This is a genomic window from Janthinobacterium sp. PLB04 (assembly GCF_021165895.1).
GTDB lineage: Bacteria > Pseudomonadota > Gammaproteobacteria > Burkholderiales > Burkholderiaceae_D > Janthinobacterium > Janthinobacterium lividum.
In genome coordinates this window covers 3,751,574-3,774,806 of record NZ_CP088968.1, presented here as the reverse complement: position 1 = coordinate 3,774,806, position 23,233 = coordinate 3,751,574, and the positions used below count along the sequence as shown (strand labels likewise).

Annotated in this window: 28 protein-coding genes; 15 read left to right on the top strand and 13 right to left on the bottom strand. The window is 62.4% G+C overall.

The window, feature by feature from the left end:
• Positions 1-12: 12 nt before the first annotated feature.
• The 7 genes from LSO07_RS16785 to LSO07_RS16755 form a co-directional block, all read right to left on the bottom strand.
• Positions 13-864: an aldo/keto reductase gene (locus LSO07_RS16785; protein WP_151095613.1), complete on the bottom strand. Its 852-nt coding sequence runs from the start codon at positions 862-864 to the stop codon at positions 13-15.
• Between the two features lie 109 nt (positions 865-973).
• On the bottom strand, positions 974-2,155 hold the full coding sequence (locus LSO07_RS16780; RefSeq protein WP_151095610.1) for a HupE/UreJ family protein: 1,182 nt from the start codon (positions 2,153-2,155) through the stop codon (positions 974-976).
• Complete coding sequence (locus tag LSO07_RS16775; RefSeq protein ID WP_151095607.1) at positions 2,152-3,363, bottom strand: hypothetical protein; 1,212 nt, start codon at positions 3,361-3,363, stop codon at positions 2,152-2,154. Before LSO07_RS16775 ends, LSO07_RS16780 begins: the two co-directional genes overlap by 4 nt.
• Before the next feature lie 87 nt (positions 3,364-3,450).
• Positions 3,451-3,699, bottom strand: a complete 249-nt coding sequence (locus LSO07_RS16770) for a hypothetical protein (protein ID WP_099393795.1) — start codon at positions 3,697-3,699, stop codon at positions 3,451-3,453.
• Between the two features lie 13 nt (positions 3,700-3,712).
• Positions 3,713-5,212 carry a DUF4331 domain-containing protein gene (locus LSO07_RS16765; RefSeq protein ID WP_070279777.1) on the bottom strand — a complete coding sequence of 500 codons (1,500 nt, stop codon included), beginning with the start codon at positions 5,210-5,212 and terminating at the stop codon, positions 3,713-3,715.
• A gap of 118 nt (positions 5,213-5,330) precedes the next feature.
• Positions 5,331-5,978, bottom strand: coding sequence for an NrsF family protein (locus tag LSO07_RS16760; RefSeq protein ID WP_151095604.1), 648 nt, complete (start codon positions 5,976-5,978; stop codon positions 5,331-5,333).
• On the bottom strand, positions 5,975-6,571 hold the full coding sequence (locus LSO07_RS16755) for a sigma-70 family RNA polymerase sigma factor (RefSeq protein ID WP_151095601.1): 597 nt from the start codon (positions 6,569-6,571) through the stop codon (positions 5,975-5,977). The genes LSO07_RS16760 and LSO07_RS16755 overlap by 4 nt, the downstream gene beginning before the upstream one ends.
• Before the next feature lie 131 nt (positions 6,572-6,702).
• Here LSO07_RS16755 and LSO07_RS16750 point away from each other — a divergent pair, with 131 nt between their 5' ends.
• From LSO07_RS16750 to LSO07_RS16715, 8 genes are all read left to right on the top strand, one after another.
• Complete coding sequence (locus tag LSO07_RS16750) at positions 6,703-7,509, top strand: DUF1223 domain-containing protein (protein ID WP_151095598.1); 807 nt, start codon at positions 6,703-6,705, stop codon at positions 7,507-7,509.
• On the top strand, positions 7,509-8,105 hold the full coding sequence (locus LSO07_RS16745; protein ID WP_092605041.1) for a cytochrome b/b6 domain-containing protein: 597 nt from the start codon (positions 7,509-7,511) through the stop codon (positions 8,103-8,105). Before LSO07_RS16750 ends, LSO07_RS16745 begins: the two co-directional genes overlap by 1 nt.
• A gap of 11 nt (positions 8,106-8,116) precedes the next feature.
• Complete coding sequence (locus LSO07_RS16740) at positions 8,117-8,887, top strand: molybdopterin-dependent oxidoreductase (protein ID WP_151095595.1); 771 nt, start codon at positions 8,117-8,119, stop codon at positions 8,885-8,887.
• An 81-nt stretch (positions 8,888-8,968) separates the two neighbouring features.
• On the top strand, positions 8,969-9,280 hold the full coding sequence (locus tag LSO07_RS16735; protein WP_191909697.1) for a pentapeptide MXKDX repeat protein: 312 nt from the start codon (positions 8,969-8,971) through the stop codon (positions 9,278-9,280).
• A 166-nt stretch (positions 9,281-9,446) separates the two neighbouring features.
• A complete protein-coding gene (locus tag LSO07_RS16730) occupies positions 9,447-10,667 on the top strand; it encodes an MFS transporter (RefSeq protein ID WP_151095592.1) in 1,221 nt (406 codons plus the stop codon).
• The gene (locus LSO07_RS16725; RefSeq protein ID WP_151095590.1) at positions 10,664-11,086 is read left to right on the top strand and encodes a DUF5071 domain-containing protein; all 423 of its coding nucleotides are present in this window, start codon (positions 10,664-10,666) and stop codon (positions 11,084-11,086) included. Before LSO07_RS16730 ends, LSO07_RS16725 begins: the two co-directional genes overlap by 4 nt.
• A 140-nt stretch (positions 11,087-11,226) precedes the next feature.
• Positions 11,227-12,099 carry a hypothetical protein gene (locus LSO07_RS16720; protein ID WP_225317327.1) on the top strand — a complete coding sequence of 291 codons (873 nt, stop codon included), beginning with the start codon at positions 11,227-11,229 and terminating at the stop codon, positions 12,097-12,099.
• 180 nt (positions 12,100-12,279) lie between these two features.
• Positions 12,280-12,921: a CatA-like O-acetyltransferase gene (locus tag LSO07_RS16715; RefSeq protein ID WP_151095587.1), complete on the top strand. Its 642-nt coding sequence runs from the start codon at positions 12,280-12,282 to the stop codon at positions 12,919-12,921.
• Here the strand turns inward: LSO07_RS16715 and LSO07_RS16710 are convergent.
• Positions 12,918-13,676 (bottom strand): AraC family transcriptional regulator, encoded by a 759-nt coding sequence (locus LSO07_RS16710; protein ID WP_151095584.1) that lies wholly within the window; start codon positions 13,674-13,676, stop codon positions 12,918-12,920. The two genes, LSO07_RS16715 and LSO07_RS16710, sit on opposite strands and share 4 nt — an antisense overlap.
• Positions 13,677-13,762: 86 nt before the next feature.
• On the opposite strand from LSO07_RS16710, the gene LSO07_RS16705 reads away from it, so the two are divergent.
• Entirely contained in the window at positions 13,763-14,530 is a 768-nt protein-coding gene (locus LSO07_RS16705) for an alpha/beta fold hydrolase (RefSeq protein WP_151095581.1), read from the top strand.
• On the opposite strand, the gene LSO07_RS16700 is transcribed toward LSO07_RS16705, so the two are convergent.
• Together LSO07_RS16700 and LSO07_RS16695 are read right to left on the bottom strand one after the other, a co-directional pair.
• A complete protein-coding gene (locus LSO07_RS16700; protein ID WP_034786115.1) occupies positions 14,531-15,172 on the bottom strand; it encodes a LysE family translocator in 642 nt (213 codons plus the stop codon).
• 106 nt (positions 15,173-15,278) lie between these two features.
• Positions 15,279-16,361, bottom strand: a complete 1,083-nt coding sequence (locus tag LSO07_RS16695) for a YeiH family protein (RefSeq protein WP_151095578.1) — start codon at positions 16,359-16,361, stop codon at positions 15,279-15,281.
• Between the two features lie 107 nt (positions 16,362-16,468).
• On the opposite strand from LSO07_RS16695, the gene LSO07_RS16690 reads away from it, so the two are divergent.
• The 3 genes from LSO07_RS16690 to LSO07_RS16680 are packed head-to-tail and all read left to right on the top strand — an operon-like array spanning position 16,469 to position 18,526.
• Positions 16,469-17,371 (top strand): LysR family transcriptional regulator, encoded by a 903-nt coding sequence (locus LSO07_RS16690; RefSeq protein ID WP_151095575.1) that lies wholly within the window; start codon positions 16,469-16,471, stop codon positions 17,369-17,371.
• Positions 17,372-17,421: 50 nt separating this feature from the next.
• Positions 17,422-17,994 carry a helix-turn-helix domain-containing protein gene (locus tag LSO07_RS16685; protein ID WP_151095572.1) on the top strand — a complete coding sequence of 191 codons (573 nt, stop codon included), beginning with the start codon at positions 17,422-17,424 and terminating at the stop codon, positions 17,992-17,994.
• A gap of 7 nt (positions 17,995-18,001) precedes the next feature.
• Complete coding sequence (locus tag LSO07_RS16680; protein ID WP_151095569.1) at positions 18,002-18,526, top strand: GNAT family N-acetyltransferase; 525 nt, start codon at positions 18,002-18,004, stop codon at positions 18,524-18,526.
• Between the two features lie 34 nt (positions 18,527-18,560).
• Here LSO07_RS16680 and LSO07_RS16675 read toward each other — a convergent pair whose 3' ends face one another.
• A complete protein-coding gene (locus tag LSO07_RS16675) occupies positions 18,561-19,949 on the bottom strand; it encodes a methyl-accepting chemotaxis protein (RefSeq protein WP_151095566.1) in 1,389 nt (462 codons plus the stop codon).
• Between the two features lie 325 nt (positions 19,950-20,274).
• On the opposite strand from LSO07_RS16675, the gene LSO07_RS16670 reads away from it, so the two are divergent.
• Positions 20,275-20,538: a DUF378 domain-containing protein gene (locus LSO07_RS16670; RefSeq protein WP_199534280.1), complete on the top strand. Its 264-nt coding sequence runs from the start codon at positions 20,275-20,277 to the stop codon at positions 20,536-20,538.
• 136 nt (positions 20,539-20,674) lie between these two features.
• On the opposite strand, the gene LSO07_RS16665 is transcribed toward LSO07_RS16670, so the two are convergent.
• Together LSO07_RS16665 and LSO07_RS16660 are read right to left on the bottom strand one after the other, a co-directional pair.
• Complete coding sequence (locus LSO07_RS16665) at positions 20,675-21,031, bottom strand: c-type cytochrome (protein ID WP_092605029.1); 357 nt, start codon at positions 21,029-21,031, stop codon at positions 20,675-20,677.
• 183 nt (positions 21,032-21,214) lie between these two features.
• A complete protein-coding gene (locus LSO07_RS16660; protein WP_070260689.1) occupies positions 21,215-22,093 on the bottom strand; it encodes an EamA family transporter in 879 nt (292 codons plus the stop codon).
• Between the two features lie 226 nt (positions 22,094-22,319).
• Here LSO07_RS16660 and LSO07_RS16655 point away from each other — a divergent pair, with 226 nt between their 5' ends.
• Complete coding sequence (locus tag LSO07_RS16655; RefSeq protein WP_151095563.1) at positions 22,320-22,520, top strand: KTSC domain-containing protein; 201 nt, start codon at positions 22,320-22,322, stop codon at positions 22,518-22,520.
• An 86-nt stretch (positions 22,521-22,606) separates the two neighbouring features.
• Positions 22,607-23,056 (top strand): hypothetical protein, encoded by a 450-nt coding sequence (locus tag LSO07_RS16650; RefSeq protein WP_151095559.1) that lies wholly within the window; start codon positions 22,607-22,609, stop codon positions 23,054-23,056.
• Positions 23,057-23,233 lie beyond the last annotated feature (177 nt).

The following is a 23,233-nucleotide window of genomic DNA, read 5'->3' as shown; positions in this document are numbered from 1 at the left end:
ATGTGCTTTCCCTTAAATATCAAGCGTGCGTTCGGCCATCCACTGGACAATGGCCGGGTCGCGGTGCGAAAAGAAGCTGCTGGTAGCCGTTTCCAGGGTGGCGATGGCGGCCATGTCCGCTTCATCGAGGTCGAAATCGTCGATGGCCAGGTTTTCCGCCATGCGCTCGCGGCGCACGGTCTTGGCCAGCACGGCGATGCCCCGGTGCGTGAGCCAGCGCAGAACGACCTGGCCCACGGACTTGCCATGTTTGCTGGCGATGTCCAGCAGTAACTCGTTATTGAACAGATGGTTGCGGCCCTCGGCAAATGGCGCCCACGCTTGCGGCTGCACGCCGTGCTCGAGCATGAAGGCCACGCTGTCCGCCTGCTGGTGGAAAGGGTTGATCTCGATCTGGTTGACGGCGGGCGCGATGTCGTTGAAGGCGATGATGTCCATCAGACGGTCGGGCTGGAAGTTGCTCACGCCAATGGCGCGCAGCTTGCCGCCGCGATAAGCGTCCTGCATGGCGCGCCAGGAACCGTGCACGTCGCCAAACGGCTGGTGGATCAGGAATAAATCGAGATAATCGAGCCGCAAGCGTTGCAGCGACTGTTCGATGGCGTCGCGCGTACGTTCATAGCCCGTGTCCTGCACCCACAGCTTGCTGGTGACAAACAGTTCCTCGCGCGCCACGCCGCTGTGGGCGATGCCCTTGCCGACGGCCGCCTCGTTCATGTAGGACGCGGCTGTGTCGATCAGGCGGTAGCCGGCGGCGATGGCGTCGATCACGCTGCGTTCGCATTCCGCGGGGTCGGGAATCTGGAAGACGCCGTAGCCGGCGACGGGCATGCTGATGCCGTTATTCAGGGTGACGCGGTTCATGGCTAGCTCCTTCAATCATTGACAGGAGCTACTTTACGGCGTCAGCCACTCGTTGATAAGCCGTTGGAATCGGCATGGTCTTATTAGTCAGGCTAATGAATCGCCCCGCTCATGCGCTGATCAGCTTGATATCGGCAATTCTCTCCACCAGCCACACGCAAGCGACCAGCGCGATGGCCAGCGAGCCGACGGTCAGCACTTGCCGGTACAGCCAGGTCTTGCGCAGCAGCCAGGCAATGGGCAGGAAGGCGGCGACGATGGCCAGCTGGCCCAGTTCCACGCCCACGTTGAAACCCAGCAGGCTGGCCAGCAGCGAGCCTTGCGGCAAGCCCAGGTCGCGCAGCACGCTGGCAAAGCCGAAACCGTGGATCAGGCCAAAGGCGAAGGCGGCCACGGGGCGCTTGCCGTGGAACAGGGGCAGCAGGTTGTTCAGCGCGGCCAGGATCACGGAAGCGGCAATCGCCGATTCCACCCAGCGCGACGGCAGCGAGACGAGCGACAGGCTGGCCAGGCTCAGGGTGATGGAATGGGCCAGCGTAAATGCCGAGACGACTTTAAAAACGTCAATAAACGCTGCGTTCAAACCCAGATGCAAAGTCTGGGGTCGGACCCTCAGGGTCCGACCCCGGCTCTCCGCCATTGGGTTTAAACGGTCCGTGTCATTTGGACTTTTTAGCAGCACGGCCGGCAGCAGCAAGGACAGCAAAAACAGAATATGGTCGTAGCCGATCCAGATATGCCAGATGCCGTGTTTCACATACGCGCCGAACTGCGCCAGGCGGTCGGGCGCGGCCAGGGAAATGCTCTGGCGCGGGTTGTCCGGGTCGAAGATGGCCGTTTGCGTGGCGCCGCCGGCATTGATCTTGAACAGGCCCTTGTGCTGCGGATCGAGGTCGGCAAACAGCGTGTAGCCGATGGCGAGATTGACAGGCGCGGTGCCGGGGCAGCTGGCCTGGAAGCGCAGCACGCTGTAGGCGCCGTCCGTGTGGCTGTCGATCAGCTGTTCGACGGCTTTCAAGGGGCAGACGCCCTGGTCGCTGGCCAGCTGCAGGCGCTGCAAGGCGTAGGCGGCGATGGCGTCGTGGCGCGCGCGGATTTCGTCCCAGGTCAGCTCGCCGTCGCCATTGCCGTCGAGGCCGATGGCGAAATCGAGGTCGCGCAGGGCGATATCCCATTGCCCTTCGATCTGCTGGCCGTGCACGGCCAGGCTCAAATAACTGTCGCTGGGCTTGTGCGCCTGCGCGGGGGCGAGCCAGGCGCACAGCAGCAAAACGAAAAGATATCGTTTCACAGCGCACCTACTTTCTTTGCGGCGCTAAGCTTCTGCCCATCCTGCGGCCCCAGCTGCCTGACGAGGCGCTGCAGGGCCACGTCTTCCACGCCATTGGCCGCCACCCAGGCCAGCACCGGTTGCGCCGCCGCGTAGTTGCGCGCGGCCAGGGCCGCTTCCAGCAGGATGCGCATGTCCGGCACTTCCTTCTGGATGGCCCAGTTTTTCTGCGCCAGTTGCAGGGCTGCCGGCACATCCTGTTGCAAAAACAGGGCGAAGCGGGCCTGTTCGCGCTGGTGCACGGTGTCGCCCCGTTGCATGGCGGCGTTGAAGCGGGCTGCCAGTTCCGCCTTTGCCGCCTGGAAGGCCGTCTGCTGGCCGGGTAGCGACTGCAGCGCCAGCGCGTAACGCAGTAGCAGGGCGTCGATGCGCTGCTGCTCCTTCAATAACCGGGCGACTTCCTGCGGGCGCTGGCGGTCGAGCAGGAAATCCGCGTAGGCGCCCAGCAGATAGCTGTCGCGCGGCTGCTGCGCCAGCGCCCTGGTGTAGCGCGCTTCGGCCAGCGTGGACTCGCCGCGCCGCGTGGCCATTTCCGCCAGCAGGGTCAAGGCCCAGCTATCGAGCTCGGGTGCCGCGCCGGCGCTGCGTTGCAGGGTCAGTTCCAGCAGGCGCTCGCTGCTGGCGGCGCGGCCCGTGACGCTGGCGATATTGGCAAGGCAGGTGACGGTGGCCAGCTGTGTCGTCAATGCCGACAGCCGGGCGCAGCTGGCTGTCGCCTGGGTGTAGTCGCCCTGCACGGTGAGGACGGTGGCGCGCGTCAGCCAGGCCTGGGCGTTTTGCGGCTGCTGCGCGACGACGGCGTCGAGGTCTTGCAGGGCCGGGCCGAACTGGTGGGTGCTTTGCAAAATGGTGGCGCGCAGCAGGCGCACGGGGACGGGCGGCGCCGCCTGCCGCCACCAGGGTGCCAGCGCCGCTTGCGCGTAGCCCAGGTAGCGCGGGTCCGTTTCGCTGCGCGCCAGGGCGATGTAGCGCTGGGCCAGGCTGGTGGCCAGGGCCAGGTCTCGCGGCGTGTCATTCAGTTGCTGGCGCAAGCCGCGCAAGGCCAGCTGCGCGGCATCGGCGCGGCGAGGCAGCTGCTCGATGACGGCGCTGCCGTCTTTCGGCGTGTAGGGTGCGGCCCATGCCAGCATCGGCAGGCAGGCGCACAGCAGGGCAATCGGTGTTTTCATCGTGGACGCCATCGATGGTGGACTGAGGCAGCAAGGGCGGGGCGCCGGAGAACGTGGTCTCCGGCGCGCGCGCTTGCATGCTGCGCGTTACAGCGGTACCGGCTCCGTATTTTCCGGAGAGGTCGCCATGATGGCGTCGATGGCGACACCGTCCTTGTCATCGCTGGTGGTCAGAATGACGTTGCTGACGGCCACATAGAAGGCGTCGAGCAAGACCACGGGCGGAGGGTTGACGCCGCCGTCACCGTTGTCGCCGCCGTGGCTGCTACCGCCGCCACCGCAGCCGGCCAGAATGGCCGTGAGCGCCAAGGCGCTGATTGCATGGAGCTTTTTCATCGCATTCTCCTCGTTACAGCTGCGGCGAACCGGCCACGGGATTTTTCAGGTAGGGGAAACCTGCCGTGAACGCGGTTTCGTCGAGGAAGGCGCCATCCGTGAAGTGCAGGGTGCCAGCCGGGGCATCGGCCGGAGCGCAGCCGATGTTCAGGGTGCACAGCTTGCCCATGGCCACGCGCAGCACCACGTCGACCACGTCGTCGCCGGGGCGGCGGCCGTTCGGAAAGCCCGCGTTATCGCCGCCGATGACGCCGAGGCGGTTTTGCGCGCCGACATTGGTGGCCGCGATCGAGGTGTTCAGGCGCAGCATTTCCGACGCCGTCACGGTGACGGGCTGGTTCACGCCCTTGATGCCCGTTAAAAAGGTGGCCACCAGGTCGTTGCGGGGGAAGTTGGTGGGTGCCTTGGCGCCTGCCGAGCCGAACAGCACTTCCACCAGGGCCGGCGCCGTGGGGTTGGTGACGTAGTCGGCAAACTGCGCATCGCCCGACGGCTTGCTGGCGTTGAAGCGGTCCTTGTCCTTCAGGCCGATGACCAGTTCATTCACCAGTGGCATGCCCAGGCGCGACACTTGCACCCACGCGCCGCCTTCCTTCGACGCCGTCGTGGCCGTGCCCGGCGCCGGGTTCAGCAAACGTCCCTGGCGCAGGCTGGCCGTGGTCCAGCCGCCGATGACGGGGTCGCTGCCGGCCGTCAGGCAGGTGGTCGGTACTTCCATCTCGATGGCCGTGACGTTCTTGCGCGCCAGGTCATCCTTGGCGGCCGACTCCGCATTCGCGGCGAACTCCGTGGCGGGCGCCTTGATGTTGATCAAGTCGAACGTTTCGCCCAAATTCACGACGAACGGGTCCTTGCGCTGGCCGACGAACAGGCGCGCGGGCGTGGCGCAGCCGGGAATGTTGACGGCGTACACATGTTGCGCGGCATACGCGGCGTAGTTGGGGATAGCCTTGTTGCCGATATTGTCGACGGGCTTGTCGAAGGTCGTGCCGCCGCCGCTGGCGTTGGTGACGGCGCTCCTCGTGCCCGTGCGGCGGTCGCCCCGCACCAGCGTCACGCTGTAGGTTTCGCGCACGTTCAGGCCGGCCGGGTTGACGGAATCGATGGCGCCGCCGTTGATGACGAGCGGAATCGAGACTTTCTTGCCGCCCACGGTGAACTGGCCATCCTTGATGGTGTTGGTAAAGCGGAACTGGAAGGTGAGGTCTTCCTTGCCGTCGCCATTGTTGTCGATATGGATTTCGTACAGGGCGGCAGGGTCCATGGCGAAATAGTTCGGGCCGCCGTAGGCGTCTTGCAGGGGGATATAGTCGGCCACCAGCGTGGTGTAGGCCCCGCGGCCCGCCTCATAGCTGCGGAACATATAGAAGTCGGTGGCGTCGACTTTGGGGTTTTGCGTGATGAATGGCGCTTCGCGGTGGCTGGAGGCATAGGCCGCTGGCGCGATCGCCAAGGCCAGCAGGTTGCCCAGGAGTGCGGCGCCCAGTGCGGTTTTCGAGTGTGACAAAGACATTTCGATTCTCCCGATTTTTGTTAGCGTTGACAGACAAGTCCAAGAAACTGCAGGCTGCCTCACTTGTACGCGCGGAAGAAGAAAACGGATTCACTCCTGGGAAAAGGATGTCATTGGCTTACCAGGCCAGCACTTTCGGCCCTATGGCCGCGCCGATGGCGGTCGGCACCAGCATGCCCAGTACATACCAGAAGCCGACGAAGCTGGCCGCCAGCTCCGGGCAGTGCAGGCAATACACGAGCGCGGCCATGCCGCCGGCGGCAAAGCCGGCAGCGGCGCCCGCCAAGCGCAGGCGCGTGGGCGCCAGCTGGCGCATCAGGCGCAGCACGGCGGCCAGGATGGGCAGCGAGAGCAGCGCGATCAGCAAGGGGCAGCTGCGCCAGGTGGCGCCCCAGAACAGCTCGGCGCGTTGTTCGGGCGGGGCTTCCTGCAGGATGATGGCGCCCAGCGCCCACATCAGCAGCAGGGGCATGGCGAGCAGCAAGGGCAGGGTGCGGGTGGCGGCGCCCGGCAGGCACAGGCGGCGGCTGACGTGCCAGGCCGCCAGGCAGAGGCAGATGACGAATCCGACCTTGATCCAGAAATCGGGCAGCTGGGCCAGTTGTTCCAGGTTGGGCCGCACGCCCAGCAGCATGGCCATCAGCGCCACGCTGGCCAGCAGGCCCGCGCCCAAGGTGCCTGCGGCGCGCCAGCGGGCGCCCGGTGGCGGTGCGGCAGCCACGTCGGGGCCGCTGGCCAGCATGGCGATCAAGTCATCGGTTTTCATGATGCAATCCCTTCATTGCCTGTTCTTAAATTGGCCGCCAGTGCCTTCAAGCCGCGATGCACGGCCACTTTGACGCTGGCTTCCGAAATCTGCATGGCCGCCGCCGTGTCGCGCACGGACCAGCCGTCGAGCTTGGTATGCACGATGGCGTCGCGCTGCTGTGCCGGCAAGCTGGCCAGCAGCTTGCCCAGGTCGCGGCTGGCTTCGGCCGCCTCGGCGTCGGCGCTGGAAAACAGTTCCTGCGTGCCATCTTCTTCGTCATACGGCAAGTGCTGCGCCTCGCGCCGCGCATGCCGGCGCAGCCAGTCGATCAATTTGTAGCGCGCGATCGCATGGATCCACGACGTCAGCGGCACGTTTGTGTCGTACGTCAGACGCTGGTTGTGGATAGCCAGCAGACACTCCTGCACCAGGTCTTCCACCTCGTCCGGCCAGCGCTGCAGGCGGCGCCGCAGGAACGCGCGCAAATGGCCGCTGGTGGCTTGCAAGAAACTGCGATAGGCCGCCGCATCGCCATCGAGCCCGCGCAGCATCAAGCCATGCAGCCGCAATTCCGTGCCATGCAGGTGTTCGCTTACAGGTATTCGTTGCATGCAGGCCTTTGGTGACAGGCATTGAAAAAAATAAATCCCGGATTATTTTGCTGGCGGCTGTAACCAATCGGCCTGCGGCGGCGAATTGACTGGCAAGCACGCTTCTTAATTCAATATACCGGTGAAAGACCATGGACATCAAGCACCGCCTTGCAACACTGCTTTTCCCCGTGCTGGGCACGGTCGTGGCATCCCCGGCCATGGCGCAGCTGGCCGCCGCCCAGCGCTGCGCCGTGCAAAGCGGGCCGCAGACGGCCGCGCTGGTGGAGCTGTACAGCAGCGAAGGCTGTTCCAGCTGCCCGCCCGCCGACCAGCGCCTGAGCGCCTTGCGCAAGGAAGCGGGCTCGGCCAGCCTGATCGTGCCGCTGGCCCTGCACGTCACCTACTGGGACCAGATCGGTTGGACGGACCCGCTGGCGCAGGCGCAATTCGATGCGCGCCAGGCCGAGTTGCTGCGCCACCAGCCGCGCCACGTGGCCTACACGCCGCAGTTTTTCGTGGGCGGCACGGAATTGCGCAGTTGGGATACGCAGCTGCCGGCCGCCATCCGCCGCATCAACGCGACCGCCGCGCCCGTCAATATCAGCCTGTCCGCCACGCCGGGGGCGGGTGGAAAATTATTGCTTGAAGCCAATGCCAGCGCGCCGGACGCACAGACGGGCGGCCAGCTGTACGTGGCCATCAGTGAAAGCGCCATCGTCTCGAAAGTGCTGCGCGGCGAAAACCGCGGCGCCACCCTGCATCACGATGCAGCCGTGCGCCTGTGGCTGGGGCCGGTGTCTCTGGCGCAAGGCCGCGCCCAGCTGCGCCGCGCAGTCAACCTGCCCGCCAGCTGGCGTCCGGAGCAGCTGCAAGTGGTCGCCTTCGTGCAGCGGGCCGACAGCAGCGCCATCCTGCAAGCCGTCAGCACGGCATCCTGCGCGAAGGGAGCGATGTGATGAACGGACAAGCGAGCGTGATCCACCCCGCCTGGCTGCGCCTGACGCACTGGCTCAATGCCGTGGCTGTCGTGGTGCTGGCCACCAGCGGCTGGCGCATCTATAACGCGGCGCCATTTTTCCCCTTCGAGCTGCCGCGCGCGCTGACCCTGGGCGGCTGGCTGGGTGGCGCCCTGCAATGGCATTTCGCCGCCATGTGGCTGCTGGTGGCCAATGGCTTGCTGTATCTGGCGATTAACATCGTTTCGGGACGGCTGCGGCGCCAGTTCTTTCCCCTGACGCCGCGCTTGCTGCTGGCCGATTTCATGGCGGCCCTGAAAGGCAAGCTGGCCCATGCGGACCCACGCCACTACAACATGGTGCAGCGCGCCGCCTACCTGTTCGTCATGCTCGACTGCATCGTGCTGGTGCTGTCCGGCCTGGTGCTGTGGAAGTCCGTGCAATTTCCCCTGCTGCGCGAACTGATGGGCGGCTACGAGAGTGCGCGCAGGGTCCACTTCATCGCCATGGCGCTGCTGACGGGCTTTGTCGGCGTGCATTTGCTGATGGTGGCGCTGGTGCCGCGCACCCTGGTCGCCATGCTGCGCGGCCGCTGAAGGAGACGATCATGAAAAAAACCATTCTCGTGCAAGAAGAGGGCCAGGCCATGCTGGACGACGCCTTGCGCCAGATCAAGCAGCCGTCGCGCCGTTTGTTCCTGCAACGCAGCCTGACCCTGGGCGGCCTGTCCTTGTTGACCGGCTGCAATGTCAGCGACCCATCCGGCATCGAGACAGCCCTGACGGCCGTGTCGCGCTTCAACGACAGGGTACAGGGCTGGCTGTTCGACCCGACCAAACTGGCGCCGACCTACCCGGACTCCATGATCACGCGGCCGTTTCCCTTCAACGCGTATTACGGCGAAGATGAAGTGGAAGAAGTCGATGGCGACGCCTGGCGCCTGGAATTGAGCGGCTTGATCGCCGACAGGAAGCCGTGGAGCTTGCCGCAATTGCGCTCCTTGCCGCAGGAAAACCAGATCACGCGCCACATCTGCGTGGAAGGCTGGAGCGCCATCGGCAAGTGGGGCGGCGTGCCGTTTTCCCACTTCCTGAAGCGGGTCGGCGCCGACACGACGGCGAAATACATCGGCTTCAAGTGCGCCGACGATTATTTCACCAGCATCGACATGGACACGGCCCTGCACCCGCAAACCATCATGGCCCTGACCTACGACGGCCAGGAGTTGCCGCCCAAGTACGGCTACCCGATGAAACTGCGCATGCCGACCAAGCTGGGCTACAAGAATCCCAAGCACATCCAGGCCATTTTCGTCACGAATACGTATCCGGGAGGGTATTGGGAGAATCAGGGCTACAACTGGTTCGGCGGCTCTTGAACATTTTTAGCAGCACCCGTAGCAAAGCAACAGTTTTACCACAGGGCACTTGCCCAACTAACCCAGAGACAAGGACATATCATGAAAACCACGATCACCACCTTCACCGCCATCCTCGCTTCCGCCATCCTCATGTCGGGCGCCGCTTTCGCCCAGGATGCCATGAAGAAAGATGCCATGGCCAAGGACGCCTCGGCCGATGCCATGCACAAGGACGCCATGCACAAGGATGCGATGGACAAGGATGGCATGCACAAGCCGATGGCCAAGAAACACATGAAGAAGGACCACATGGCCAAGGATGGCATGGCGAAAGATGCCATGGCAAAAGACGGCATGAAGAAGGATGAAATGAAAAAGGATGGCATGGCCAAGGATGCGATGGCCAAATAAGACAGCAAACCGGCGCCGTCAACGCGACGGCGCCGGGCCTGGCTTGCGCTTTCCCTCCGTTTGCGGGCGAGGCATCTTGCCAAAGTTTTATTCTTGCTGGGCCTCAAGATGCGAAGTGGCCAATTGGTGTAAGCTGGTCGCCTCCTGATTTCTTGCATGCACAGTCATGACCGAACCGTCCGCCACTACGCTGTCCGCCACCTCGTCCCCCTCCGACAAATCGATCCGCCGCCGCTCGCTGTTCGCCGCCTGCAGCGCGCATGCCGTGCATGACGGCTTGACGGATGTCATCTATGTACTGCTGCCCATCTGGCAGGCGCAGTTTGCCATCAGTTACGCCATGGTGGGCCTGTTGCGCGGTTCCTACTCGGGCATGATGGCCGGTTTCCAGTTGCTGGCCAGCCGCATGGCCAGGCGCTGGGGGCGCGAACGACTGCTGGTGGGCGGCACGGCGCTGGCCGGCGTCGCCTACCTGATCGCGGGGCAGGCGGGCGGCCTGGCCGTCTTGCTGATCGCCTTGCTGCTGGGCGGCCTGGGCGCCAGCACCCAGCATCCGCTGGCCTCGTCCATCGTCACCGACACGCACGAGGCGGGCGGGGGCGTGAAGGAAGCGCTGTCGCACTATAACTTTGCCGGCGATATCGGCAAGACCCTGATTCCCGCGCTGGTGGGCTTGCTGTTATTGGTGTGCAGCTGGCAAGCCAGCGTCTCCTTGCTGGGTTTGCTGGGCCTGGCTGCTGCCGGCTTGCTGTGGTGGCTGCTGCCGAAACCGGGCGAGCTGCAGGCTGGTGCGAAGAAGGCGGGCAAGAGCATCGCCGGCAGCGGCTCCAAGGGAAGTTTTCGTGCCTTGCTGGCCACGGGCACCCTGGACAGCGCCGTGCGCATGGGTTTTCTGACCTTTTTGCCATTCCTGCTGAAAAGCAAGGGCGCGGGCACGGCCGGCATTGGCGTGGCCTTATCGCTGCTGTTCGTGGGCGGCGCCTTCGGCAAGCTGCTGTGCGGCTACCTGGGCGCGCGCATCGGCATGATGAAGACCGTATGGCTGACGGAATCGATGACCTCGCTGCTGATCGTGGCGGGCCTGTGGCTGCCGCTGGCCGGTATCATGGCCATGCTGCCTTTGCTGGGGCTGGCGCTCAATGGCACCTCGTCCGTGCTGTACGGCGTGGTGCCGGAACTGGCAGAGCCCGGCAAGCGAGAGCATGCGTTCGCCCTGTTCTACACGGGCAGCATCGGCGGCGGGGCACTGTCCCCCGTGCTGTTCGGCGCGCTGGGCGACCATACCAGCGTGCACACGGCCTTGCTGGCGCTGGCAGCCGTATTGCTGCTGACCTTGCCGCTGGCGTGGAAGGTGCAGCGGGGCCTGGCGCACGGTGGCACCTCATGAAGCGGACCGGCAAGACGTCTCGCACGCCTCTGCCGTTGCCACGCGATAAACACGATACGCGAAACGCGCAAGCCCTCATCGCCTTGAGCTGGGAGGAACTGCGTCCGGCCATGCCGCAGATACTGGAATGGGTGCAAGATGTCAATTGGCCCGTGGCCGGCGTGCTCCTGCCGTACCTGGCCGGCATCGGTGTGCGCCTCGCACCCTATATAAGAACGGTGCTGGCCGGTAATGACGAACAATGGAAGTATTATGTATTGCAGGGCATCGTGCGCCATTCAAGGGAGCTGGCATTCGAATTGGACGGGGAATTGCAACGCTTCGCCCATGCACCGACAATGGGAGAACTGGAAGAAGGCGTGGCCGAGGTGGCCCGGGAAATTCTGCAATGGCAGATAATAACTGTGGTCGGCCAGTAATCAGGGTCATTATTGTAAGAAATCAGTATTGAGAGTGCGTGCGTGTGGCCATTCCTGTAATAGATAGGAGACAATCCGGGCCGAATAAATTTCGACCTCCGGGTTGTAAAACCCTCCCTATCATTTAACAGGAAGATTACATGGGCATTTTTAGTATCCCGCAAACCAATAAAGCACTCGCCGTGTATTTTCATGGCAAGACGGTGCCTATGCTGTTTGCGGTATTTACGGCGATCCTGGCGGCAGTGGCAGGTTTTGTGTTGTACCTGAGCACGACCATACCTCAGAAAACACTGACCGATACGCAGGCCATGACCTTGCGTAATGGCGCCAAGCTGGGCACGCACAGCAATTTGACTATTCTGTATGGCACGGCGGCTTTTCTATTGCTGCTCGCCGTGCTGGTGCTGGTCATGCGCGCGGTAATGCTCAAGCGGCGGAAAAGCCGTTTTGAATTGCATGATGACGGTGTGGTGCATGAATTGAACGGCATTCGCAGCTACGCCGCCTTTGCCGATATCGAAGACCTGTATCTGTTTGCCGGCGGTTCCACCGCCATGACCGGCATGATCAATAACCTGGCCTACCGCACGGGCGCCGACCAGCCCTGGATATGGGCTACCGGAGAACTCAAGCGCTTTGACGAGTTCATGGACGAATTTCGCTCCCGTTACCTGGAATACCGCATGCCCGTCTTGCAGCAAAAGCTGGCGGACGGCGAGCGCGTGACTTTCCGCTATATCAGCAGCGGCGACGTGTACAAGAAGCGCTTGTTCGGTAATTTCCTGAATGTCAAGACACAGGAACTGGCCTTGTCGGCGCAGGGCTTGCATGTGGACGGCGTCACCTGGCCTGGCGCCAGCCTCAAGTGCATGAATCAGAATGACTGGACCGAGAGATTGACGATCAAGGATGCGGCGGGTACGACAGTATTTTCATGCATCGGCACGGGTATCCTGAGTTTCGACCTGTTCGCCAATATGATAGACGACGAGATTAATCAAGCGCAGTAATTCCGGCGGAAATAAGCCTCCTGATACGGGGAGGCTTGCGACCGGCTTATCCCGGTCGGCGGCCGAATTCAGATAAAAAATGAAAACACATTTACTGTCGAATGACGAATATTAAAAAAACATTTCATGCGCCTATGGCATGACTTGCCCGCTAGCACTCCCATCGTCTACACTCGCCGCATGAAAAATTTTGAAAAGCGGCGCGACCGCTATGACTTGTTCCGGGCGTTTGACAATCCCCTCGTCAACATCAATTTCCAGCTCGACGTGCCGGATTTCCGACCCTGGTGCAGGGAACGGAAAATTCCCGTGTTTCACTTTTTCCTGTTTTGCCTGCTCAATACGGTCAGGGACATCGACAACTTCATGTACCGCATCTACCAGGGAGAGGTGATACGGATCGACGATTTCCCCGCTTCCTATACCGTCATCAACGGCGATGAAAACCTCAATTACACGCGCTTCGCGATGACGGACCAGCTCGACCTGTTCATCGTGCGCAGCCTGGAAGCCAAGCGCATTGCCGAAGCCAGTTCCGCGCTGATCAATACGGGCGAGGGCGAAAGCGAGCGCGAGCAGCGCAACAATATCTTCATCACTTGCCTGCCGTGGCTGGAGCTGGCGGCCATCGAACACCCGATCCACCGTCACCGCAACGCCGACATACCGACCTTTACCTGGGGCAAGTTCGGCCCCGCGCAAGAGGACGGCCGCATGCGGGTGCCGTTTTCCGCGCAAGCCCACCATGGTTTTGTCGATGGCTACCATGTGCAGAAACTGGCGCAGGCGTTGGCGCAGCGCATCGCCGCCATCATTTCCTAGGCTAAATAATCGCTGGGTGCCTGGCCCAGCACGCGGCGGAAGGCGGCCGTGAAGGCGCTGGGGCTGGCATAGCCGAGGTCGAGCGCCACGCGGGTGACGGCTTGCCCGTCCGCCAGCCGCGTGATGGCCGCCAGCAGGCACGCTTGCTGGCGCCACTGGGCAAAGGCCAGCCCCGTCTGGGCCCGGAACTGGCGCGTAAAGGTGCGCCGGCTCATGCCGGCTTGCGCCGCCATCGCATCCAGGCTACTGTCCAGGCTCGGTTGCCGCAGCATGTCCATGCACAGCCGCGACAGCCGGGGTTCCTGTGGCAGGGGCGCGCTCAGGGGCAGTGGCCTGGCAGCGGCAATTTCATCGAGCAGCAAGGCCATCAGTCGTCCGGCCCGCGATTGTTCCGCATACAAGCCATTGACCGTCACGGCCTCGGCCAGCAGTTGGCGCAGCAGCGGCGAAGCGTCCAGTACCTGGCAGTGTGACGGCAAGCCCATCCCTGCAATGGCCGGTGCGTCGATAAACACGTTGTGCATGGTCACGGCGCCATGCATGCGCATGCCGTGGGATAGCTGGGCAGGTACCCAGCAAGCGCGTTGCGGCGGCACCAGCCAGTTGCCTTGCGGCGTGTGCACGCTGATGACACCGCGTGCCGCATACGCAAATTGCCCACGCGCATGGCTGTGGCTGGGAAACATTGCGCCAGAAACATAGTCGCGTGCCGTGGCGATCAATGGGCGCGGTACTTCCGTATAAAAATCATCCATGGCCCATACTCTACAGTAGTTGACCTGGCATCGAAAGCGGGCCGCTTGCCGGCCGCTTACCATCACACTCTTTTTCCGGAGTGAACATGCACAATACCTGTCATCGCGTGGGCCATGGTCCCCACGCCGTCATCGTCCTGCACGGCTGGTTTGGCGACGCCAACGCTTTTTCCCCGATAGAAGCGGGTCTCGACGGCGGCGCTTTCAGCTATGTCTTCATGGACAATCGCGGCTATGGCGGCATGCGTGGCGCAGAAGGTGAGTATTCGATGGACGAGGTCGCCCGCGACGCGCTGGCGCTGGCCGATGCGCTCGGCTTTGCCACTTTCAGCGTGGTAGGCCACTCCATGGGGGGCATGGCGCTGGAACGGCTGGCCTTGCTGGCCCCCTTGCGCCTGCGCAAACTGGTGGCCGTGGCGCCCGTGCCCTGCTGCGGCGTGGCCTTCGATGCGGCCGCCCGCGCCACGTTTCTCGCGGCCGCCGATAGCGTGGCGGCGCGGCGCGCCATCATCGACCGCAGCACGGGCGGGCGCTTGCCAGCCACCTGGCTGGACTGGAAGGCACAGTATTCGTGGGAAAGTTCGGATCCAGCCGCGTTTGCCGCGTATTTCCTCGCGTGGAGCGAGACGGATTTCAGTGAAGAAATCAAGGCGGCGCGCGTGGCGCTGCCGTTGCTGGCGCTGGTGGGGGAGCATGATCCCCGTTTCGATGCGGCCCTGATGCGCCGCACGTATCTGGCGTGGTACCCGCAAGCCCGGCTGGAGGTGCTGGGCAATGCGGGACACTATCCGATGAATGAAACACCGCTGGCCCTGGCGGCCAGCATCGAGGCGTTTTTGACGGAAAAGAACTAGTTACGCCGCCTTGGCGCGCAGGCGCAGCAGGCTCAGGCCCAGCAAGACGAAAGCGCCGCCCGTGATGCGGTTGAACAGCTTGGCGCGGCCCGGTGTGGCTAGCTGGGTTTTCAGCAGGCGCGCCAGGTTGGCGTAGAACAGGTGGGCCAGCATGGCGCAGGCGACAAACGAAGTCGTCAGCACGGTGAACTGGATGGCCACCGGTTCGCCCGGCGTGATGAATTGCGGGAACAGTGCCGAGAAGAACAGGATCGCTTTCGGATTGGTCAGCGCGACCGTCAAGCCCTGGCGGAAGAGTTTCCAGAACGAGTTAGGATTCGCCGTGCCGGTCACCACGGGCGCATCGGCCACGACGCTGGTCTTGCTGCGCCATTGCTTGATGCCCAAGTACACCAGATACAGGGCGCCAGCCAGTTTCAGCAGCATGAAGGCCGTGGCCGAGGTGGCCAGCACGACGCCCATGCCAGCCATGGCCACGCCAGAAATGATGAACAAGCCAAAACCATTGCCCATGCTGCTGATCATTGCGCGGCGCGGGCCGACGGCGATGGCGTTCGAGATGGCCAGCAAGACGGCCGGGCCGGGAGAAAACGTGACGAGCAGGGCGACGCTGCAGAAAAGCAGCCAGTTCGAGAGATGCATGGGTGTTCCTGGGTGGGGCCTAAGCCGGATTGAGAGTCAAAACACGTATATTGTACGAAGTTTTCGACTCCCGCGTCAGCGGCCCCGGCTTGTATCAAGCTGCGCCTTAAGCAAACAGGCTGGCGACAACATGGTTAATGGCGGCGCCACCGGCGATGAGCCAGCAGAACAGCAGGCCGGCCAGCAGCAGGGGCTTGATGCCGGCGCGGCGGATGGCCGACATGTGCGTCGTTAAGCCCAGGGCAGCCATGGCCATGGCCAGCAAGACTGTGTCGAGCTCGGTGATGGTGGCGACTGTTCCCGCTGGCAGCAGGCCCAGCGAATTGAATGCCACCACGCCGATAAAGATGAAGGCGAACCAGGGGATGGCCAGCTTGGCCGCCTTGTCGTGGCCGCTGTTGCCACCTTTGGCCTTGCCGCGCGCCAGCACCGCCGACAGGATGACGAGGAAGGGGGCCAGCATCATCACGCGCACCATCTTGGCGATCACGGCCGCATTCGCCGCTTCCTGCCCGATCGACTTGCCGGCCGCTACCACCTGCGCCACTTCATGTACGGTCGAGCCGATGTACACGCCAAAGGCGGATGGTGTTGCCGCCAGCACATGCCAGCCTTGATTCAGCTGGTACAGCAATGGATACAAAAAGATGGCGATGGTGCCGAAGACCACGACGGTCGAGACGGCCACGGTGACATCTTCGCTGCGTCCCTTGACGACGGGCTCGGTCGCCATCACGGCCGCCGCGCCGCAGATCGAGCTGCCCGCGCCGATCAGGATGGCGCTGTTGCGTTCCAGCTTGAATACCTTGGTGCCGAGAAACATGGCCAGGCCAAACGTGGACGCCAGCACCAGCGCGTCGATGGCGATGCCGGCCAGGCCCACCTGCCCGATATCCTGGAAGGTCAAACGAAAGCCATACAGGATGATGCCGAGTCGTAATAATGTCTGTTTGGAAAACGCCACGCCTGCGCCGCACGTGGGCGCCAGGTGGCCATACACGCTATTGCCGAGCACAATGCCCAGCATGATGGCCAGGGTCAGGGCGCTCATGCCGTGGCTTTGCATCCATTCCAGCTTGCCCAGTTGAATGGCGCCCCAGGCGATCACGCCGCTGAGCAGCAGGCCGGGGAGAAGGCGGCCATAGCGGTCGCTGAAATTTGTTGTGTTGCTTGTTGAGAGGGATGACATACCGTACTCCGTGGTTCCTGGTTCGTATGGCATGACTGTACAGTTTGCTGATTAAATGGTAAAACGGATTGTTTTTGTATCTTTAACCGATTGGATAGGTAGATAAAATGGCGTTGACCTTGCGGCAACTGCAGATTTTCCTCGCCGTGGCGGATACGGGCAGCACCAGTGCGGCCGGTGAGTTGATTGCGCTGTCGCAATCGGCCACCAGCGCGGCACTGAATGAACTGGAAGCCTTGTTGGGGGCGCAACTGTTCGACCGTGTGGGCAAGCGTTTGCTGCTCAACGACAATGGCCGCCTGCTGTTGCCGCAGGCGCGGCAGATGCGCGACGGAGCCGCCAGCATCGAGCGCCAGTTCGCGGGTGCGGACCCGTCCGTGCCCGTCAGCCTGCAGATCGGTGCCAGCACCACTATCGGCATCTATTTGCTGCCGCAGATACTGGCGCTGGCGGCGCAGCAATACGGGCGCAGCATTCCGCAAGTGACGATTGCCAATACGGCCGACATCGCCGCCGCCGTGGCGGAGTTCCGTGTCGATATCGGCCTGATCGAAGGGCCGTGCCACGAAGCGGGCTTGCTGGTGGAACCGTGGCTGACGGACCAGATGCTGATCGTGGCCGCGCCCACGCATCCGCTGGCGCAGCTGCGCCATCTGCTCAGTTTTACGGAGCTGAACCAGGCAGGCTGGCTGCTGCGCGAAGCAGGCTCGGGGACGCGCGAAGCCGTGGAGCAGGCGCTGGTGCCGTATCTGCACTATCTGCGTGCCGCGGGCGAGTTCAGCAACTCGGAAGCCATCAAATATGGGGCGGCGGCGGGACTGGGCATCGCCTGCCTGTCGCGCGTCGTCGTGGCCGATTTGCTGGCCAGCGGGCAACTGGTGGAGTTGGAAACCATGCTGCCGCCGCTGGAGCGCAACTTTTATCTGATTCGCCAGTCCAAAAAGATCCTTTCGCCCCGTTTGACGGGTTTCCTGGAATTGTGCCGCCACGCCACACGCATGGCGGGCTAGCGCGCTCAAACAGCTTGACTGTTTTTCATATGAGGGATAAATTCCCATATATGAAAAATTCGGCACTCATAGAGAACGATACGGAACAGCGGCTGGCGGCCCGTTTAAAGCAGTTGCGCGTGGAGCGGGGTTGGTCGCTGGACCAGCTGGCCAGTGCCAGCCAGGTCAGCCGCGCGACATTATCGCGCCTGGAAAATGGCGAGGTCAGCCCGACTACGAGCGTGCTGGGCAAGCTGTGCGCCGCATATGGCTTGGCCATGTCGCGCCTGCTGCGCATGGTGGAAGACGACTTTCCCCCCATGCTGCGGCGGGCCGAGCAAAGCGTGTGGAGCGACCCGGACACGGGCTTTATCCGCCGCTCCGTTTCGCCCCCGTCGCGCGCGCTGGCTGGCGAAGCGCTCGAATGCGAGCTGGGCGCTGGCGTGACGATCGCCTACGCGGCCTCGCCCCGGCCTGGCATGGAACACCATCTGTTGCTGCAGCAAGGCAAGCTGAACGTGACCGTCGACGGCCGCTCCCACGATTTACTGGCCGGCGACTGCCTGCGCTACCAGCTGCATGGCCCCAGCGCGTTCACAACGCTGCCGGACAGCGGCGCCCGCTATTTTCTCTTTCTTGTCTGAGGCCACCATGTCCGTATCGCTACGCCATTTTTCATCCACCGATATACGTGACCGCTTGCGGGAACTGGGGGCCTTGCTGCAAAACTGCGTGCACGACGGCGCCAGCATCGGTTTTATCTTGCCCTTCGACACGGCGGCCAGCCAGGCGTTCTGGACGGATAACGTCTTGCCGGCCGTCACGCGCGGCGTGCGCCTGCTGCTGGTGGCCGAGGTGGAAGGGCAGGTGGCGGGCGCCGTGCAGCTGGACTGGGACACCAATCCCAACCAGGCACACCGGGCCGAAGTGCGCAAGCTGCTGGTCGCGCCCGCTTTCCGCCGGCGCGGCCTTGCGCGCCAGCTGATGCAGGCGCTGGAAGAACAGGCGCGCCTCTTGCCGCGCAGCCTGCTGACCCTGGACACGCGCAGCAGCGACCACGCGGAACCGCTGTACTTGTCGCTCGGCTATGTGGTGGCCGGCAGCATTCCCGGCTATGCGCTGGCGCCGGCCGGCGACAGGCTGGACCCCACCACCATCATGTACAAGCAGCTGTAGCGATTCTATGGCGGCGCTGCGATGACGGGGGAACTCAGGCTTTCAGCCGCGCTCTAATGCTTGTGGCAGACAGGTTTGCCGGCGCGGAAATGGCGTGCGCAGCCTGTCCGGCTACCAGGCTGATGCCGTGCGCGGCCTGGGCTGACACCTGGTCACGGCTCAGCTTGAAGATGCCCACCGTGCCTGACAGTAGCGTGGCGCGCTGCTGCATGCTGGCCGCCGCCGTCGATGCCTGCTCCACCAGGGCCGCATTTTGCTGCGTCACCTGTTCCATCTGCACGATGGCGGCATTGACTTGTTCGATGCCGGACAATTGCTCGCCGCTGGCCATGCTGATCTCGCCCATGATGTCTGTAACGCGGTGCACGCTGGCTACGATCTCGCGCATGGTGGCGCCGGCCGTGTCGACCAGGCGCGCGCCTGCGTCGACCCGCTCGACGGAGTCGCCGATCAGTTGCTTGATTTCTTTTGCCGCGCCGGCAGAACGCTGGGCCAGGGTGCGCACTTCAGCGGCCACGACGGCAAAACCGCGCCCCTGTTCTCCGGCCCGCGCCGCCTCCACGGCGGCATTCAGGGCCAGGATATTCGTCTGGAAGGCGATGGCGTCGATGACCCCGATGATGTCAACGATCTTTTTTGAGGAAGCGTTGATCGAGCTCATGGTATCGACCACTTGCGCCACCACCGTCCCCCCTTTGCCTGCCACGGCGGCGGCCGATTGTGCCAGCTGATTGGCTTGCCGTGCGTTATCGACATTTTGCTTGACGGTGCCCGTCAGTTCTTCCATCGACGCGGCCGTGCGCTCCAGCGAGCTGGCTTGCGCTTGGGTACGCTGCGACAAGTCCAGGTTGCCGGCGGCAATCTCTCCCGAGGCGCCCGCGATCTCGTGCGTGCCGCCGCGCACCTCGCCCACGATCGTGATCAAGCTGGCATTCATGTCTTTCAGGGCCTGCAGCAGTTGCCCCACTTCATCGCGGGAATCGACGCGGATATGTTCGCTCAAGTCGCCGCCAGCCACCTTGCGCGCCACTTTGACGGCATGTCGCAAGGGACGCACGATGCCGCTGCTGATGAACCAGGCCGTCGCCAGGCTCAACACGCCGCCGACCAGGCCCAGCGCAATGATCAGCACGCTGGTATCGTGCGCGCGGGCCATGGCCGCCTCGGCCGCCGTGCGCATCTGCACCGATTGCGTGGCGATCTGCTGGTCGAGTTCGCGCAGGGCAGGCTGTTCCTGCGTGCTGTTGCGCGTGGCCTGCAATTGCGCGATGCGCGCATAGCGCTGGTTCACGCTGCTATCGATTTCCCCGCTTACCGCCGACAGCTGCCATGTGCTGATGACCACCACCGCGGCCAGTAACAGCGAAGTGAGCAAAAAGCCTGTGGTCAGGCGCACACCGATACGTATGTTTGAAATATTCATGTCCCCTCAGCTGTTGTCCCATGGTGGTCAGTTCCCATGCCTGCGGCATGACGCGGCGCTTGCCCCCTGAAGTTGCCGGGGTGAAATGAGTGTAGCAGCGCGGTACTAGGTAATCTACAAATATTTCCATATTGGAATTAGTCACTGCCTGTTTAGCAACAGTGGCATGGCATGTTGCCAGATAAAATCACCCGCCGTATTGCAGACGCATCCTACCTCCATACCCGGCATCGTCCGACTGGCGCATGGCGGTGCCGCGCCTACACTGTTCCTTGCACGGACCCGGCGGCGGGTCTTTCTCTTCTTATATTCACAGGAGGCTGACATGGCGAATATCCAGGCAGGATCGGACGGTGCGGCAAATGAGGAAATGACGGCCAAGCGCCTGAACGTGGTGGACTGGATCTCGATGATCCTGCTGATCGTGGGCGGCTTGAACTGGGCGCTGGTGGGCTTGTTCGATATCGATATCGTGGCCCGCATCCTCGGTGCCATGTCGACGGCGTCGCGCGGCGTGTACGTGCTGGTGGGGCTGGCGGCGCTGTATTCCATCTATCTGTGCGTGCGCAAGCTGCCAGCCAAGCCCTAGAGTCGTCTGCGCGACTATGAGGCGGCGCACAAGAAGCGCAAGGGCTTGATGCCGCCTTGTGCGCGTCCATGTTCCAGCCTGCGTGCAGGTTGGCACTCGGCCAGCTTGGACGCTGACGTTAGCTTATTGCATGCGCTTACTGCGTACGCAGATAGGCCAGCAAGTCGGCTACTTGCTGCGCATTACCGATACCCCAGAAGCGCATGTTATTGCCGGGAATGAAGTCGCTCGGTGCTTTCAGGAAGCCGGCCAGGTTTTGCTCGGTCCAGACGATATTCGTGTTTTTCATGGCCGCCGAGTATTTATAGTCGGTGGTGGAGCCGGCCTTGCGGCCGATCACGCCCGTCAGCTTGGGGCCGAAGCCGCCGCGCGCCGATGGTCCCACCTGGTGGCAAGAGGCGCACTTGCGAAAGGCCGCCTTGCCCGCTTCGGCGTTGCCCGTGAGTGCGGCAGGAGCGGCCGCCTGTGCGGTGACGACTGGCGCCAGCAGCATGGCTGCGGCGGCAAGAGAGGAGAACCAGCGAAAAAGAAATGGATAGGTCATCGGTGAGGCGGAAGTGGACGATATGGCAAGCAATGACGTATTTTACAGGCGGGCATCAAAATCTGTCCGTCAGCGGCGCAGGAATGGCTGCAGGAAGCGCGCAGGAATCAATGCCGGATGGCCTGAATGGCGCTAGCGCTTGCCACCCTGTGCGCCGAGCGCCGCCATGGCCGACGCAAACACGATGCAGGCGATGGCCAGCCACTGGGTCAGGCTCAGCAGTTCTCCCAGCACGGCCATGGCGGCCAGCGCGCTGACGGCGGGTGCCGCGCTGCTGAACATGCCGAACACGCCTTGCGGCAAACGGCGAAGGGCAAAGATTTCCAGCGAATACGGCAGGGCGCTGGACAGCATGGCAATTGCCAGGCCCATCAGCGCAATCGATGGCGCCAGCAAGGCCGTGCCCGAATATGCGACGCCGATAGGCACCGTCACCATGGCCGCCACCGTCATGCCCCAAGCCACAGCCTGGCCGCCTTGCAAGGTGGAGGCGCGCTTGCCGAAGATGATATACAGCGCCCAGCACAACGCCGCTCCCAGCGCATACGCCACGCCGACAGGATCCAGGCTGCCCGGACTGCCTTGCAGGGGCAGCAGCAGATACAAGCCAAACACGGCGCACGCCACCGCCAGCAAATCGCGCGGACGGCGCGATGACAGCATGGCCACCGCCAGCGGCCCCGTCACCTCGATGGCGACGGCGATACCGATCGGTATCAGCGCAAACGCCCGGTAAATCAGCAAGTTCATCAACCCCAGCACGGAACCATAGACCAGCAAGTTCAGCACATCCTTGCGCGTCAGCCGATAGCGCCACGGCCGGAAGATGGCCAGCAGGATCAGCGCAGAAAACCCGACCCGGTACGCCGTAATCCCCTCGACCCCGATGACAGGAAACAGATTCTTCGCAATCGCCGCCCCCAGATTGACGGAAATCTGCCCTCCCAAGACGGCCAAGGAAGGGAGCAGGATGCTGTCTGGGAGGGCGGAGGTCGAGGCGGGGGAGGTCATGGGACGGTATTCTAATATGCCTGAGGCTGGCAGTCGCTGGCAGATTGGTAAGCCGAGGAGATTTAACGAGGTAGTTGCTGACATGACTGGTGCATCGCGGCTTCTTTTTCGATATCATGTTGCAAAATACGCTACAGTTGCGGAATTGTTTACGAATGGTCAGAAGTCGCCGCTCCTAATCGAACAGCCTTTACCATTTTGAGTCTTAACACTTTCGGGAGCTGCCATGCAAATGGTCCGGGTAAATTCCAGCGCCATTGTTGCAATTGGTTACGACGAGCAAACAGCTCGCATGCGTATCCAATTCCAGCAGGGGCATAGTTATGATTTTTGCCGAGTACCTCCAAATGTGCATGCTGCGTTCATGCGTGCCTACTCCAAGGATATTTACTACAATGAGCACATCAAAGACCGATACCAATGCTAATCGGAATTTCGACTAAAAGAGTCGGCAATCGGCCAACAGCGGCCGTTCGTGCCAAATCACGAGATACTCTGTTTTAAAGGATAAAGATGGGCGCAACACCTGAACAAATTCACGAAATGTTCTCCTATTGTATGGGTTTTGCTCGAACGATGCTTGAAAATGGCGGGGATTTTTATCCCTTCGGAGCTACTCTAGCGCCCGACGGCGTTGTCGCCGCAATCGGTGGATACAATGGCGAGGAGAGGCCAAATCCAAGAGAGATATATAAACTCTTGAGCGACGCCTTTGTGGCGGGCGCGCTAAATGGGCAATTTGCAGGAGTGGCGCTTGCAGCCAACGTAAACATTCCTGCTCAATATTCTCCCACTGCTCCAGACGGTCTTCGAGTACAGCTAGAAAGCTCCGGTTATGCTCGTTACGTCTATGTGCCTTATCGGGTGAAGAAGGAAGGCATATTCAAAAAAAAGATTGTCGTTGAATTCGACGAGCCGTTTAGCGTTGACATTGCAGCGAATTTTTTCGTCAGCACATCGTGAAAAGTGTGCAGCGCTTCGGCTGAAGTAGAACTCAGCCGTCCGCTTTGGGGTGCGGATTCAATCGGTGGTCGCAACACTCTAACCTAAACGCCCAGGTTACAGGAGTGTTGAAGATGAAACAGAAACCACGCATTTATTACACCGAGAGGCAGAAGGCCTTGATGTGGGAACGCTGGA